This is a genomic window from Nocardia spumae (assembly GCF_020733635.1).
Taxonomy (GTDB): Bacteria; Actinomycetota; Actinomycetes; order Mycobacteriales; family Mycobacteriaceae; genus Nocardia; species Nocardia spumae.
The window spans coordinates 2,001,425-2,015,689 of the sequence record NZ_JAJFZL010000001.1; the positions used below are offsets into that span (position 1 = coordinate 2,001,425).

At 68.2% G+C, this 14,265-nt stretch carries 14 protein-coding genes and 2 tRNA genes; 10 read left to right on the forward strand and 6 right to left on the reverse strand.

Annotated features, from left to right (window positions below; genetic code table 11):
* The first annotated feature begins 126 nt into the window (after window positions 1–126).
* Window positions 127–951 carry a phosphoribosylaminoimidazolesuccinocarboxamide synthase gene (locus LKD76_RS08515; RefSeq protein WP_227980478.1) on the forward strand — a complete coding sequence of 275 codons (825 nt, stop codon included), beginning with the start codon at window positions 127–129 and terminating at the stop codon, window positions 949–951.
* Between the two features lie 17 nt (window positions 952–968).
* On the opposite strand, the gene LKD76_RS08520 is transcribed toward LKD76_RS08515, so the two are convergent.
* Window positions 969–2,189, reverse strand: coding sequence for an NAD(P)/FAD-dependent oxidoreductase (locus tag LKD76_RS08520; protein WP_227980479.1), 1,221 nt, complete (start codon window positions 2,187–2,189; stop codon window positions 969–971).
* Window positions 2,190–2,337: 148 nt separating this feature from the next.
* Here LKD76_RS08520 and LKD76_RS08525 point away from each other — a divergent pair, with 148 nt between their 5' ends.
* Entirely contained in the window at window positions 2,338–3,000 is a 663-nt protein-coding gene (locus tag LKD76_RS08525) for a mycothiol-dependent nitroreductase Rv2466c family protein (protein ID WP_227980480.1), read from the forward strand.
* A 70-nt stretch (window positions 3,001–3,070) separates the two neighbouring features.
* Here the strand turns inward: LKD76_RS08525 and LKD76_RS08530 are convergent, their stop codons facing one another.
* A complete protein-coding gene (locus LKD76_RS08530) occupies window positions 3,071–4,189 on the reverse strand; it encodes a M48 family metallopeptidase (RefSeq protein ID WP_227980481.1) in 1,119 nt (372 codons plus the stop codon).
* A gap of 90 nt (window positions 4,190–4,279) precedes the next feature.
* Between LKD76_RS08530 and LKD76_RS08535 the strand changes: the two genes are divergently transcribed.
* Window positions 4,280–4,750, forward strand: coding sequence for a ribose-5-phosphate isomerase (locus tag LKD76_RS08535; RefSeq protein ID WP_227980482.1), 471 nt, complete (start codon window positions 4,280–4,282; stop codon window positions 4,748–4,750).
* Between the two features lie 69 nt (window positions 4,751–4,819).
* On the forward strand, window positions 4,820–5,635 hold the full coding sequence (locus LKD76_RS08540; RefSeq protein WP_227980483.1) for an Fpg/Nei family DNA glycosylase: 816 nt from the start codon (window positions 4,820–4,822) through the stop codon (window positions 5,633–5,635).
* 24 nt (window positions 5,636–5,659) lie between these two features.
* Here the strand turns inward: LKD76_RS08540 and LKD76_RS08545 are convergent, their stop codons facing one another.
* Both LKD76_RS08545 and LKD76_RS08550 read right to left on the reverse strand, forming a co-directional pair.
* Window positions 5,660–6,550 carry a GA module-containing protein gene (locus LKD76_RS08545; RefSeq protein ID WP_227985161.1) on the reverse strand — a complete coding sequence of 297 codons (891 nt, stop codon included), beginning with the start codon at window positions 6,548–6,550 and terminating at the stop codon, window positions 5,660–5,662.
* A gap of 35 nt (window positions 6,551–6,585) precedes the next feature.
* A complete protein-coding gene (locus LKD76_RS08550) occupies window positions 6,586–7,590 on the reverse strand; it encodes a GGDEF domain-containing protein (protein ID WP_227980484.1) in 1,005 nt (334 codons plus the stop codon).
* A 743-nt stretch (window positions 7,591–8,333) separates the two neighbouring features.
* Between LKD76_RS08550 and LKD76_RS08555 the strand changes: the two genes are divergently transcribed.
* Window positions 8,334–8,404: transfer RNA gene (locus LKD76_RS08555), tRNA-Gly, on the forward strand.
* Between the two features lie 79 nt (window positions 8,405–8,483).
* Window positions 8,484–8,560: transfer RNA gene (locus tag LKD76_RS08560), tRNA-Pro, on the forward strand.
* Between the two features lie 151 nt (window positions 8,561–8,711).
* Here LKD76_RS08560 and LKD76_RS08565 read toward each other — a convergent pair.
* Window positions 8,712–8,993: a GreA/GreB family elongation factor gene (locus tag LKD76_RS08565; protein ID WP_227980485.1), complete on the reverse strand. Its 282-nt coding sequence runs from the start codon at window positions 8,991–8,993 to the stop codon at window positions 8,712–8,714.
* A 221-nt stretch (window positions 8,994–9,214) separates the two neighbouring features.
* On the opposite strand from LKD76_RS08565, the gene LKD76_RS08570 reads away from it, so the two are divergent.
* From LKD76_RS08570 to LKD76_RS08585, 4 genes are all read left to right on the forward strand, one after another.
* Complete coding sequence (locus LKD76_RS08570; RefSeq protein WP_227980486.1) at window positions 9,215–10,171, forward strand: fumarylacetoacetate hydrolase family protein; 957 nt, start codon at window positions 9,215–9,217, stop codon at window positions 10,169–10,171.
* A gap of 10 nt (window positions 10,172–10,181) precedes the next feature.
* The gene (locus LKD76_RS08575; protein WP_227980487.1) at window positions 10,182–10,922 is read left to right on the forward strand and encodes an MBL fold metallo-hydrolase; all 741 of its coding nucleotides are present in this window, start codon (window positions 10,182–10,184) and stop codon (window positions 10,920–10,922) included.
* A gap of 84 nt (window positions 10,923–11,006) precedes the next feature.
* A complete protein-coding gene (locus tag LKD76_RS08580) occupies window positions 11,007–13,067 on the forward strand; it encodes an ArnT family glycosyltransferase (protein ID WP_227980488.1) in 2,061 nt (686 codons plus the stop codon).
* Window positions 13,068–13,135: 68 nt separating this feature from the next.
* Window positions 13,136–13,621, forward strand: coding sequence for an NUDIX hydrolase (locus LKD76_RS08585; RefSeq protein WP_227980489.1), 486 nt, complete (start codon window positions 13,136–13,138; stop codon window positions 13,619–13,621).
* Window positions 13,622–13,624: 3 nt separating this feature from the next.
* Here the strand turns inward: LKD76_RS08585 and LKD76_RS08590 are convergent, their stop codons facing one another.
* Window positions 13,625–14,167 (reverse strand): condensation domain-containing protein, encoded by a 543-nt coding sequence (locus LKD76_RS08590; protein ID WP_227980490.1) that lies wholly within the window; start codon window positions 14,165–14,167, stop codon window positions 13,625–13,627.
* Between the last annotated feature and the right edge of the window lie 98 nt (window positions 14,168–14,265).

Below are 14,265 nucleotides of genomic sequence, written 5' to 3' on the forward strand. Positions count from 1 at the left end.
CGACCGTTCATCCGCACCCCGTCCAGGATGAAACGCCGCACGCCACGCCACCGACCGTCGGGCGGCTGCGGGGCCCTCGGTAGGCTGATCGTTCGTGTGCGGCGGACAGCGGAACGAGGAGGACGGTTGAAGCACATCCACGCCGGAAAGGTGCGCGATCTCTATGCCGACGGCGAGTCGCTGATCCTGGTCGCCTCCGATCGCGTCTCGGTCTACGACGTGGTGCTGCCGACGCCGATCCCGGACAAGGGCGCGCTGCTGACCCAGCTGTCGAACTGGTGGTTCGGGTACTTCTCGGATGTGCCCAACCACGTGCTCTCCACCACCGACGTCCCGGCCGAATTCGCCGGTCGCGCGGTACGGGTGCGCCCGCTGAAGATGGTGCAGGTGGAGTGCATCGCCCGTGGTTATCTGGTGGGTTCGGGCCTGCAGGAGTACCGGCGTACCGGGGCGCTATCCGGGGTGGTGCTGCCCGAGGGCCTGCGTGAGGGGGACAAGCTCCCCGAGCCGATCTTCACGCCCACCACGAAAGCCGCCGCCGGCCACGACGAGCCCATCACGTTCGATGACGTCGTGAATCAGGAAGGCCGCGAGGTCGCGGAGCGGCTGCGGGCGCTGACCCTCGAGATCTACACCCGGGGCGCCGAACACGCCGCGGCCCGCGGTGTGATCATCGCCGATACCAAGGTCGAATTCGGTTGGGACGGTGACGTCCTCACCCTCGGAGACGAAGTGCTGACCTCGGACTCCTCGCGGTTCTGGCCCGCCGACGAATGGGAGCCGGGGCGCACGCAGCGCTCGTTCGACAAACAGTTCGTGCGCGACTGGGCGACCTCGACCGGCTGGGACAAGGAACCGCCCGGCCCCGAGATCCCGGCCGACGTCGTAGCCGTCACGCGGGAAAAGTACATGGACGCATACCAGCGCATCACCGGCAACACCTGGTCCTGATCGGCGGCCGCGACAGTTCAGAGCGCGGCGGAGGTATCGGCCAACGCCTGCGGATCCACCGGCTCTCCGCTCAGGATCAGTTCCTTGATCCGGTCGGTGACATCCCAGACGTTGACGTTCATCCCGGCCAGCACCCGGTTGCCCGGGTCCAGCCAGAACGCCACGAATTCGCGCCCGGCCGTATCGCCCCGGACCACCAGCGATGTCGTGGTGCCGGGAGCGACGAAGCCGGTGTACTCCATCCCGAGGTCGTACTGATCGGTGAAGAAGTACGGCAGCCGATCGTAGGTCGCGGGCCGGCCGAGCATGGTCTGCGCCGCGACGGCCGGTTGGTTGAGCGCGGTGGCCCAGTGCTCCACGCGCACGCGCTGCCCGAGGACCGGATGCTGCTGATCGGCGATATCGCCGACCGCGACGATATCCGGATCGCTGCTGGCCAGGCTCTCGTCCACCAGAATTCCGCCGTCGACCGCGAGTCCGGCGTCGGCGGCGAGTTCGATATTCGGACGCGCGCCGACCGCGATCAGCACCGCGTCGGCATCGACCACCGAATCGTCGGCCAGCCGGACCCCGGTGGCCTTCCCATCCACGGTGACGATCTCGGCCGCCTTCACACCACAGCGCAGATCCACCCCGTGGGCGCGATGCAGTTCGCCGAAGACCGTGCCCATCGGCTCACCGAGCGCCGCCTGCAGCGGTACCGACCCCACCTCGAGCATCGTCACCTCGAGTCCCGCGGCCCGTGCGGCGGCGGTGACCTCCAGGCCGATCCATCCGGCGCCGACAACCGCCAGCCGCCGGGCCGAGCCGAACATCGCCAGCAGCGCATCGGACTGATCGATGGTCCGCAACATGTACACGCCCTCGGCATCGGCGCCGGGAATCGGCAGCCGCCGCGAGCGTGAACCCGTCGCCAGCGCCAGTTTGTCGTAGGGGCGGGTCGAACCATCCGGAAGCGCCACGGTTTTCGATGAGCGGTCGATGGCGGACACGCTCGTCCCGAGCAGCAGTTCGACCTCGTGGTCGCGATACCACTGCTCCGATTGCACCGTGAAGTCGGCGAGCGACTGCTTGCCGAGCAGATGTTCCTTCGACAGCGGCGGCCGTTCGTAGGGTAGCTGCGTCTCCGCGCCGATCACGGTCAGTGCGCCGTCGAAGTCGTTGTCGCGCAACGACTCAGCCAGCTTCGCGGCGGCCAGACCTCCACCGACGACGACGAACCTGGATTCTGTGGTCATGGGAAGAACCTCCGGGCAGCGGCAACCAGGGTCGCATCCGACCCTACTGTGCGATGCGCGGCGATCGGGAAATATCGACAACATCGCGGCGTTGACCAATAGCGAGGGCGGTGGCGCGCGGCCTCCGCATGGTTCGAGAGGACGAAACGTGAGCGATGAGACGACCACCGCCGGCGACGGCGGTTCCGGGGATCGTGTCGATTTCTGGTTCGACCCGCTGTGCCCGTGGTGCTGGATCACCTCCCGGTGGATCCTGGAGGTCGAGAAGGTTCGCGATATCGAGACGCATTTCCATGTGATGAGCCTGGCAGTGCTCAACGAGGGCCGGGACCTGCCCGAGCAGTACGCGGAAATGATGAAATCGGCCTGGGGGCCGGTGCGGGTCGCGGTCGCGGCGGCCGCCCAGCACGGTGAGAAGGTGCTGTCGCCGCTCTACACGGCGATGGGAACCCGCATCCACAATCGCCGGGAGGAGTACGAGCGCGAGGACCGCGCCGAGACTTTCACCGCCGTCATCGCCGACGCGCTGGCCGAGGTCGGTCTCCCGGCCGAGCTGGCGGCAGCGGCCACCAGCACCGACTACGACGAGGCGCTGCGCGAGAGTCATCACGCCGGAATGGACAAGGTGGGTCCGGATGTGGGAACGCCGACCATCCACATCAACGACACCGCGTTCTTCGGACCGGTGTTGTCTCGGATCCCACGCGGTGAGGAGGCCGGAAAGGTGTGGGACGGTGCGGTAGCGCTCGCGTCCTATCCGCATTTCTTCGAGCTCAAGCGGACCCGGACCGAGGAACCCGTCTTCGACTAGGACACCCCGGCGTGGGACGCGGTGACCCGCGTTCCACGCCGCATCGGTGCCGACCGCATCGCGTGCCCGGCTACCGCGGCGGCAGACCCGGATATTCGCCGTAACCGGTGTACCCGGCGGTTTCGGTCGGCGGGCCCGACGGTGGCATCGGCTGCGATGGCAGGTACTGCGGCGGGCCGGCGACCGGCGGATATCCCGCGGGCGGCGGGGTGATGCGCGGTGGCGGAGGCCCGCTGGGGCGCAGGAACATCCGCCCGTGCCGGCTGCGGTCGCGTAGCGCCCACATACGCCAGGTCAGCACCGGGTGGGACGACATCGCGTTGATGATCCAGACGAAGAAGCCCTTCTCCCGCGGCGCCCGGTCGGCCATCTCGTCGAAGTCGACCAGCGAGTTGAGGTACTTGCCACCGGCCAGCGTCTTCATGGCACCCGGCGCACCGGCATACCGGTTGCAGAATCCGTGGTTGTCCGCGGTGTACTCCTGGGCGCGGATCAGCGAATTGCCGAGGATCGGCAGAAACGGCACCAGGAACATGCCGAGCTGCCGCCAATAGGACACATGGCCCGCCGCGATGTGGCCGACCTCGTGGCCGATGATGAACGCCAGCGCGTCGGGGTCGCGCGCCTGTCCGCCGACCTCGAACAGATCGCTGTAGACCACGACGAAGCGGCGAAAGCCGTGTCCGGAGGCGAAGGCGTTGATCTGGCCGTTGCCCAGCAGGACATAGGCGTCCGGGACGGTCGCCATGCCGAAGCGCGCCGCGGCCTCCACCACCATCCGGTATCCCTCGGGGAATTGGGTGGGCGACATCTTCACCGCGTTGAGGCGCTGCATCGAATAGTTCGTGCCACGGCCGAACCAGAGCAGAATCGGCGCCAGAATCAACAGCAGGACGTAGTAGTTGACGGCCCCGACCAGCAGGAACAACAGCGCGATGAGATATCCGGCGGTGGTCGCCAGGATCACGACCACCAGCAGTGGGATCTCCCAGGCGTGCCGGGCCGGCATACCCCACGGGGACAACCCGGTCGTCGGTTGATGCGGTGGGACCTGTGGCGGCGAAAACGGTTGCTGCGGACCCCATCCCGGAGGGCCGAGCCTCGGATCCCACCCCGCCATACCGGTCACCGGATTCCATCCCGGCCCCTGCTGTGGTGACTGATCGGTCCTGTGATCGTCGGACTGCATGGGCTGAACTCTATAGAGAATCCCCGGACCCTCGCAGGGGGCGCGGAACCCGGTGCGGGGGCTTCGATACCGCCTGACACAATCTCAGCCATGCGCGTATATCTGGGTGCCGACCATGCCGGCTTCGAACTGAAGAACCAAGTCAAGGATCATCTGACGCAGGCCGGCCACGACGTGGTCGACTGCGGAGCCCACGAGTACGACGCCGTCGACGATTACCCGGCCTTCTGCATCGATGCCGCGCGCCGTGTGGTCGCTGACCCGGGCAGTCTCGGCATCGTATTCGGCGGCAGCGGTAACGGTGAGCAGATCGCCGCGAACAAGGTGCCTGGTGCCCGCTGTGCGCTGGCCTGGAGCGTGGAGACCGCCAAACTTGCTCGTGAGCACAACAATGCGCAGCTCATGGGCATCGGCGGCCGCATGCACAGCACCGAGGAGGCGTTCGCCATCATCGACACCTTCCTCGCGACTCCGTGGTCGGACGAGCAGCGCCACCAGCGTCGCATCGACATCATCGCCGAGTACGAGAAGTCCGGTCAGCCGCCGGCGGTGCAGAGCTGACGGCATCGACGGGCCGGGCCGCAGGGCCCGGTCTCGTTCGGCCGTCAGGAACGGGACGGATTTCGGTCGATGCCTGAGGGACATACGCTGCATCGTCTGGCGAAGCTGCATCATCGGCGATTCGCCGGCGGCGTCGTACGGGTGTCCAGTCCGCAGGGACGTTTCGCCGACGGCGCCGCGCTGGTGGACGGCGGCATCCTCGTCAAGGCCGAGGCGTGGGGCAAACACCTACTGCACCATTACGATTCGGGTCTGACGGTGCACGTCCATCTCGGCCTGTACGGCACCTTCACCGAATCGCCCGCACCGCTGAGTGATCCGATCGGGCAGGTCCGGATGCGAATGATCGGTGCCGGTAAGGCGGCGCGGGCGTGGTACGGCACCGATTTGCGCGGCCCGACCGCATGTGAGGTCCTGCACGGTCCGGAGGTCGACGCGCTCACGGCGCGGCTCGGCCCGGATCCGCTGCGCCGCACCGCGGATCCCGGTCGAGCGGGCCAGCGGATCCGGCGCTCGAATCGCTCGATCGCGGCTCTGTTGATGGATCAGTCGGTCGTCGCCGGGGTCGGCAATGTCTATCGCGCGGAAGTGCTCTTCCGGCACGGTATTTCGCCGCGGCGTCCCGGACGCGAGGTCACGGCGACCGAATGGGACGCGCTGTGGGCGGATCTGGTCGCGCTGATGAAGGTGGGGGTGCGCAAGGGTGTGATCGTGGTGATCCGGCCGGAACACGACCGGGGAGCGCCGTCGTACGCGGTCGGAAAGCCGCGCACCTATGTCTATCGGCGAGCGGGCGATCCGTGCCGGATCTGCGCGACCACCGTCGCCCATGCCGTCCTGGAAGGGCGCAATCTGTTCTGGTGCCCGACGTGTCAGCCCGTCTGAGTTGACCGGGACGATGGCGGGCGGTCAGAAGCCGCCGTCGAATCCGCCGAAGTCACCCCCGCCGAAATCGCCGCCGCCGAAATCGCCGAAGCCGTTGCCGTCGAACCCGCCTTGGTCGTAGCCGCCGCCCTGGTCGTAACCTCCGCCTTGGTCGTAGCCGCCGCCTTGGTCATAGCCCCCGCCGTCGCCGCCTTGATCACCGCCGTCGAAACCCTGGGCGGAGTCCTGTCCGGCGTCGAATCCGGCGTCGTAGCCCGTGCCGTAACCGTTCTCGAATCCGGCGGCGCCGTAGCCGACTCCGTGCATACCGCCGAACAGCGCATCGAAGAGCAGCACCGAACCCACGCCCCAGGCGCCCGCGACGAGTGCGGTCTTCCACCAGGGCTCGGAGTACCAGCCCGCCGGAACGGGACGCCCGGCGACCCGGCCGCCGGGGTAGTAGTTCGGCGTCTGCGGTGACGGAGCGGGTGAGGCCTCGATCCGCCGGCCGTCGAAGTCCACGGTCCGGTCTTCGGTGACCTGCCCGGCCGAGCGCTGCCCGTCCAGTTCGGGCACCGGCGGGCCGGGGTCGAGATTCATGGCGGTGCGTGCCGCGCGTACGTAGTAGAGGCCCTCGATCGCGGTTTCCTTCGCGAGCCGGGCCTGGGTGACCGTTGTGGCCTGGTCGATCTGGGAGCCGGCGGCGTTGAGTCGTTCACCCGCGTCGGCGAGGGCTTGTTTGGAGGCCTGATCGGTACCGGTCAGGTTGTAGACCTGCCCGCCGAGCCGTTCGATGAGCCGACGCGCGTCGGCTTTGGCATCGGCCAGTTGAGTGTCTTGTCGCGTGCGTTGGTTCGAACGCCCCGCGACCGACATCGCGACGACCGCGATCAGCACGACGACCAGAAGAATCAGCAGGAGCCACACATCGACCAGCGTACCTGCCGATCGTTTGCCAAAGACTTGCTGAATCAGCCGGCGACGGCTGTGTCGTAGCCGAGCCGGGCATTGTCGAAGTCGCCCGGCTCGCTATCGGAATCGTCGAGTTCGGAGAGCGCGAACTGTCGCTTTCCCGCGGTTTTCGCCGAATACATGGCCCGGTCGGCGCTGCGCAGCAGATCGGAGAAGTCGCACGGACGTCCGGCAGGGGAGTAGGCGGTGCCTACGCTGGCCGACATCGGAACCGGGCCGGCGTCGGTGATCACCGGGTCGTGCAGGGCGGTCAGCACGCGCATCGCGACCTCGGCGAGAGTGTTGCGGCGCGCGGGCAGTGCCAGCACGAATTCGTCTCCTCCGTAACGGCATACGACCGTTTCGTCCGGGCAGGCCGCGCGGAGCCGGCGCGAGATCTCCACCAGGACCTCATCGCCCACGGAATGGCCGTATCCGTCGTTGACCTGTTTGAAATCGTCCAGGTCGATCAGCAGCAGGCCGACCCCGCGGGTGTGGTCGGTGGCCATCAGTCGCACCCGCTCCTGCAGCAGGGACCGGTTGGCCAGGTCGGTGAGCGCGTCGTGGGTCGCCTCGTGCCGCAGCCGGTTCTGTAGTGCGGCGATCTCCTGGACCCGGACCGAGACCGCCGCCGTCAGATTTCGCTCCTGCTGGGCCAGTGCGCGCTGCTGCAGGGCCTCGGCGTAGCTGTCGATGGCGTGGCTGGCCACGAACGGCCACCGGGTGGCGACCAGGGAACCGTATTCGCCCGGTGCGAAGCCGAGGAGGGCGCGGGTGGCCGGCGCGAGCATGCGGGTGCGATCGAAGGGGGCTTCGGCCAGCCGGTACCCGATCGCCCGCGCGGCAGGCACCGGGAACGGTTCCGATTGTGCAAGATTCAACAATTCCTCGACGATGGCGGTGAACACCTGCTCGAGGTGTTCGGGCGCGACCGTCAGCCCGCTACCGGGATAGACGGCGCGAGCCCAGTCCCTGGTGGTGGCCGCGACGATGGCGGCGGTCTGCGTGTCGAGCTCGCCGGGCATCGCCGATCACCTCGCGCAGACGTTGTCGTCGGCGCTCCGGCCGGTCACGCCCTCCGGAACGCGCTCTTTGCTTCGCGGTCGAGTACACCTTCGGCGCACGCTCACCGCCCCCTTTCCAGATACCCCCGTCCGGCAAAAAGGATCCTAGCAAGCCACTCGGCACCGAAAAACGCTGTTTTGCAACCTGTTCCGATACCTCACGAATGGCGATCGGCAGTGTGATCGACGCCCGGCCTGCGGCGTTACATTCGACATCCGCGTGTCGCTCACGGCGTGTTGGCGGTGATGTTCACCCTGACGTTGGGCGGGACGACGTCATTCGTTCGCATCCCAGGTCAGACCCCTTGACGGCGAGGTGGACACCGGACCGTCCGGCGATATCCGGTGATGAGGATCACAACGAGGCGGGCCGGCTTGTGCAACTGCCCAGGATGCGATCGCGCGGGCCCCTCCGGGTCCGGTGGGCCGGTCGGCCGCTTTCGCCGATTTGCCGAGAGTGGGAATGGTCCGACCGCCGGGCTGTGCGACGAGCCGTGGTGCGACGACCGGCCGCGAACGTCTCGTGAATACCGTTTGCTGTCGGATCGCTCCACGTCCCGTCGGGGTTTGCCCGGACCGCCACGGTCGGGGCGATGACAACTCCGTCGCGAAATCCGGGCGTGCGATTGGCATTCCGGAAGTGAAGTTCGGTACAGTCCTACACGCAGACGACATCGTGGCGATCCCATCGATGTCGTATGCCTGCGGGTGTAGTTCAATGGTAGAACCTCAGCCTTCCAAGCTGATGGTGCGGGTTCGATTCCCGTCACCCGCTCCGATGAGGGGATTGTCCGCAATCCTCGGCCGCCGGATCCCGTCCATCGGGAGGCGCCAGCGGAGCCGCTGGACGACAACGGGATGTAGCGCAGCTTGGTAGCGCATCCGCTTTGGGAGCGGAGGGTCGCAGGTTCAAATCCTGTCATCCCGACCAGAACAATTCGGCCTCGACCAGCATGCTGCCGGTCGGGGCCATTTCTTTTCCGCCGGAGCTGGTGGGTGGCAGGGCGATCCGGCCGGGAGACGGCGACGGCCGCCACGGATGTCCGTAGCGGCCGGTGTGCCGGGATGGATCGCCGCGAATGCTATTCGACGTACTCGCCGAAGTGGGCGGTGTTCTGGATCGACTGGACCCGCAGCCGGACCGATTCGCCTCGCACGGTGGTCTCCACGACGTCGCCGACCACGTGGCCGAGCAGTTCCCGGCTCGCCGGGGCGCTCTCGGGGTATCTGCCCTGGGCGAGATCGGCCGCGTCGTCGGGCACGATCATGTAGTCGAACTGGTCGACGATGTTGTCGTCCGCGTCAAGCTGGGAAACGAGCAGCTGGGAGTACACCAGCACGATGGTGAGCTTGGGAAGCGTCATCTGGCCTCTTTCCTGAGACGGGCGCCCGGCCGCTTGCCGGGCACCTGTACATCCGTCTACGAGAGTGTGCTGTTTCACATCCCGGTGTTCTCGCGAACTGCGATGGAAAGGCCACCCCGCCCACGAGCCCTTGCTACCCGGCGGCGCGGCTGATACCCGGCGGCGCGGCGCCGGGTGTGTGGTGCGAACCGATACTGTGCGGTCGGAGAAACGGAGATGACATGGGATCCGGACCCGATGCGTTCGAATTTCCGCGGATGCGGCGAATCCTCGACCTCGCCGCGGGCCGGATCGACCCGCAGGTCGATACCGGGGCCGGGTGGCGGACGCTCGAAAGCGGCAGCAGCCCTGCCGCTTTCGCTCTTCCCAGCCCGTTCACCGCGGAATTCGAGCTCGCCCGCTACGCCGCACTGGGGCTGGCGGACGGGGCCGAGGTCTTGCCGGTGTGCCCGGCATCGTTCCGGGATTTCATGCTGTTCGAGAAGCACGCGATCGCCGGTGCGCGCGGTATGGCCCGGCGGTTCGTGCCCGCCGGCTACCGGATCGGCCGGCTGTACGAGACGCTGACCCGCCGCACCTTTCCGCCGTTCCGGCCGCACGCGCTGTGGTATCGCGAGCCGATCTACTACATGTCCAACGCGCTGACCATCGTGCCCTCGGGAGTGCCGATCGGTTTCCCGTCCTACAGTCGCGCACTGGATTTCGAACTCGAACTGGGTGTGGTGCTGGCCGCGCCGCTGCGCGACGCGACCGTCGAGCAGGCCCGCGCCGCGATCGGCGCGGTGGTGGTGGTCAACGACTTCTCGGCTCGCGACCGGCAGCTCGCGGAGATGCGGTCGGGATTCGGGCCGCAACGATCGAAGCATTTCGCTACCTCGATGTCGGCGACCGCGGTCGCCGCGACGGCGGTGTCCGACCGCCTCGACAACCTGACGGCCACCGTGGCCGTGAACGGGGAAACACTGGCGCGCACCGGCACTCGGGGGATGCGATATCCGATCGCCGAGGCGATCGCGCACGTCTCCCGTAGTGAGCAGCTCTATCCCGGCGAACTCCTGTCCACCGGCACGCTGCCGGGCGGCAGCGGGATGGAGCTGGGCCGCTGGCTCGCGGCCGGCGGCGAGCTGCGCCTGGAAATCGACGGTATCGGCGTCATCGAACACCGAATCCAGCAGTGAGGATCACTTCGTGAAGATCGATCAGGTTTCCGGTTCCGTCTACGTCGTCACCGGAACCAATGTCAACTGGGCCCTGGTCAGCGACGGTTCCGGCGTCACGGTCATCGATGCCGGATATCCCGCCGACACCGAGGACGTGCTGCAATCGGTGCGCGAGATCGGCCATACCGTCACCGATATCGCCGCGGTGCTGCTCACCCACGCGCACCTCGACCACATCGGTGCCGTTCCGGCGCTGGTCGAACAGGCCGGTATGCCGGTCTACACCGGGGCCGAGGAGGTTCGGCACGCCACACGCGAATATCTCCAGCAGATCAGCCCGGCACAGATGATCCGGCAGCTCGCCACTCCGCGTGGGCGCCGGTGGGTCGCGCATACGGTCCGCGCGATCTACGGCCACATCGGGATGACCGTGCCCACGGCGACCCACGGCGGCGCCGACGTCCTGGCCGCGCTGCCCGGCGGATTCGTCGAGGTGCCCAGCCCCGGGCACACCACGGGACACACCGCGTATCTGATGCCCTCGGAACAGGTGCTCTTCACCGGTGATGCGCTGGTCACCGGGCATCCGCTCGCCGAGCACGTCGGCCCGCAGCTGCTGCCCGAGGTGTTCAATCACGACGAGGCGATGACGCTGGCCAGCGCGCAGCGACTGGCCGCTCAGCCCGCGCGCGTCATCGTCCCGGGGCACGGGAGTCCGACCGAACACGACCCCGCGGTGCCGCTGCACATTCATCACCCCCGGCACTGACCGCGCCGGCAGCCAGGTCGTTTCACAGAGTTCTCCCAGCCACATCCCAGCCCGGCACCGGGGAGGCCGTCCATCATGTCAGCCATGACCGAAACTGCTATCGCGCCGGACCGACCGGCGGACGGCGCGCTGCCGCCGGATCGGCGACGCGGCGCGCGGGCACTGCCGTGGGAGTATTTAGGGCTCGCGGCGTTGCTGATCGGCACCGCGATCGCCTACCTGTGGAATCTCGGCGCCAACGGCTGGGCCAACTCGTTCTACGCGGCCGCTGTGCAGTCCGGTGCGAAGTCCTGGAAGGCGTTCTTCTTCGGGTCGTCGGACTGGGGCAATTCGATCACCGTCGACAAGACGCCGGCCTCGCTGTGGCCGATGGAGATCTCGGCCCGGCTCTTCGGGATGAACAGCTGGAGCATGCTCGTCCCGCAGGTGCTGATCGCGCTCGCCGCGGTGGCGCTGCTGTGGGCCACCCTGCGGCGCACCTTCGGACCGGCGGCCGGTCTGCTGGGCGGTCTCGCGCTGGCGGTCACTCCGGTGGCCACGCTGATGTTCCGTTACAACAACCCCGACGCCCTGCTGGTCCTGTTGATGGTCGCGGCGGTCTGGGCGATGACGCGGGCGCTCGAGGACGGGCGGTGGCGCTGGCTGGTGCTGTGTGGTGGATTCGTCGGACTGGGCTTTCTCGCCAAGCAGTTGCAGGTGCTGCTGGTGGTGCCCGCTCTGGCGCTCACCTACTTGTTGGCCGGTCCGCCGAAGCTCGGCAAGCGTGTGCTGCAACTGCTGGCGGCCGGTGTGGCACTGGTGGTCGGCGCCGGCTGGTGGGTGCTGGTGGCGCAGCTGTGGCCATCGCGGTCGCGGCCGTATTTCGGTGGCTCGAAACATAATTCGATCATCGAGCTGACGCTGGGCTACAACGGGCTGCAGCGGCTCGGGCTGGATTCCGACGGTGGCTTCGGTGGCCCGCCCGGCGGCGGTCCCGGCCCGGGTGGCGGACACGGCCGCGGGCCCTTCTTCGGCTCGTCGGCGGGGATCACCCGGCTGTTCAGCGACACCGTCGGCGGTCAGATCGCCTGGCTGATCCCGGCCGCGCTGGTGCTGTGCCTCGCCGCGCTGGTGCTGTGCGGGAAGGCGCCCCGCACGGATACGCGGCGGTCGGCACTGCTGCTGTGGGGCGGCTGGGCACTGGTGACGGCGCTGGTGTTCAGCTTCATGAAGGGAATCTTCCACCAGTACTACACCGTGGCACTGGCTCCGGCGATCGCCGGAGCGGCCGCGATCGGGGCGGTGCTGACCTGGCGCGAACGTCATCGGCTGTGGGTCCGGCTGAGTCTCGCCGTGGCCTCGGCGGCGACCACGGTCACCGCGGTGGTGCTGTTGCATCGGACACCGGACTTCGTGCCGTGGCTGCGATGGGTGATCGGCGTCTGCGGTGTCGTCGGCACCGTCGCGCTGCTGTTTCCCCGGCCGAAGCGGATGGCGAGCGTGACCGCGGTGCTCGCGGTCCTGGTGGCGATCGCCGGGCCGGTCGCCTATTCGACGCAGACGATCGCCACCGCCCACAACGGCGGCATCGTGCTCGCCGGGCCGAAAACCAACGGCGGGTTCGGATTCGGACCCGGTGGCCCGGGGGCGATGTGCGGTCCGGGTGGCGACTGTGCCGGACCGGCGGGCCCGGACGGCACAGCGACGACTTCCGGCGTGGGGGGTCCGGATGCGCACGAGCCGGGATCCGAGCGCTCCGACCGGCCCGGGCGAGGTTCGGCCGGGCCCGGGATGCCCGGAATGGGCGGCAAGGTCGACGAGCAGGTCGTGGCGCTGCTGAAGAACAACGGCGCCGGCTACACCTGGGCGGCGGCGACAGTGAGCTCGATGGGCGCCGCCGATCTGCAACTCGATTCGGGCTATGCCGTCATGCCGATCGGTGGTTTCGGCGGGGGCGATCCGTCACCGACGCTCGATCGGTTCCGGGCCGATGTGGCACAGGGCCGGGTGCACTACTTCATCGGATCGCAGCGGCGGGGACCCGGCGGCCCGGAGCGCACGACCGCGGCCACCCAGATCACCCAGTGGGTCCAGGAGCACTACCGGGCAACCGATCTCGGCGGTACCGAGGTCTACGACCTCACCGGCCCGCAGATCGGCGGTTAGCCCGCGAACCGGCGGTGTCGGTGCGACGCCGTGCCGTCGGTGGCGCTCCCATACGGCACACTGCGACCATGACCGGAGCCACGAGATTCAGCGCGGGAGTTCTCCTTTTCCGGCAGCGGCCGGAGCTACAGGTGCTGCTCGGGCATATGGGCGGCCCGTTCTGGGCGCGCAAGGACGCCGGCGCCTGGTCGATCCCGAAGGGGGAATACGAGCCGGATGCCGAGCAGCCACGCTCGGCCGCGGCCCGTGAGTTCACCGAGGAACTGGGGCTGCCGGTCCCGGCGGGCGACTGGATCGCGCTGGGGGAGGCGAAGTACGGCAGTGGACGGTCCCGCAAACAGGTGACGATCTGGGCCGTCGCGGGCGAGCTGGACCCCGCACAGGTGGTTCCAGGGACCTTCGATATGGAGTGGCCGCCGAAATCGGGCCGGACGCAGTCGTTTCCGGAGATCGATCGGGCCGAGTGGCTGGATCTCGAGCAGGCTCGCACCAGACTGACCGCGGGGCAGCGGCCCTTCCTGGATCGGCTGGTCGCGGTGCTCACCGAGTCGTGAGGATCAGCGGTAGGTGTCGGCGCGGGGATCGGCGGTCGATTCCACCAGCCGGACGCCGCGCAGTTCGTGCACGCACAGGCGGTGCGGCTGCCGCGCCGCGGCCCAGTCCGGTCCGATATTGCGCCGCCGTGCGGCATAGGCGGTCATGAGATCGTGGGCCAGGTCCGTCGGCGACGCCTGATCGACGGCCGCGCGGCCCAGGATCACGACGAGAACGTGCCGGGCCGCCTCCTCGGCGCCGTCGAGCGGGCGGAACATCCTGCCTCGTACCGGCAGTGACAGCGCCGCGGTGGTTTCCTCGTCCAGGAACTCGGCGATCACCTCGGGGAGCTCGTCCGCGGCCACCGGTACCGGCACCAGTCGAGGCACCACCGCCGCGGTCGCCGACAGCACGCGCGGGGCGGTACTCGAACCGGGCAGGGGATATACCGTGCGCAACTGTTCGTGCCGGCCGATCAGGTCGGCGAAGGCGTCACGCAATCCGACCGCATACAGATATCCGGTGAATTCCAGGGTGAACGATGTGGTCGTGGTGCGCATATCCATGCGGTGTTTCCGTTCTCATCCGTGCCCCCGTCCCGGCGAGCACGTGCCGAGCGTAACGGCCCGAGGCCGGAGGCGGTAGCGGAACGTCAACCGGTATG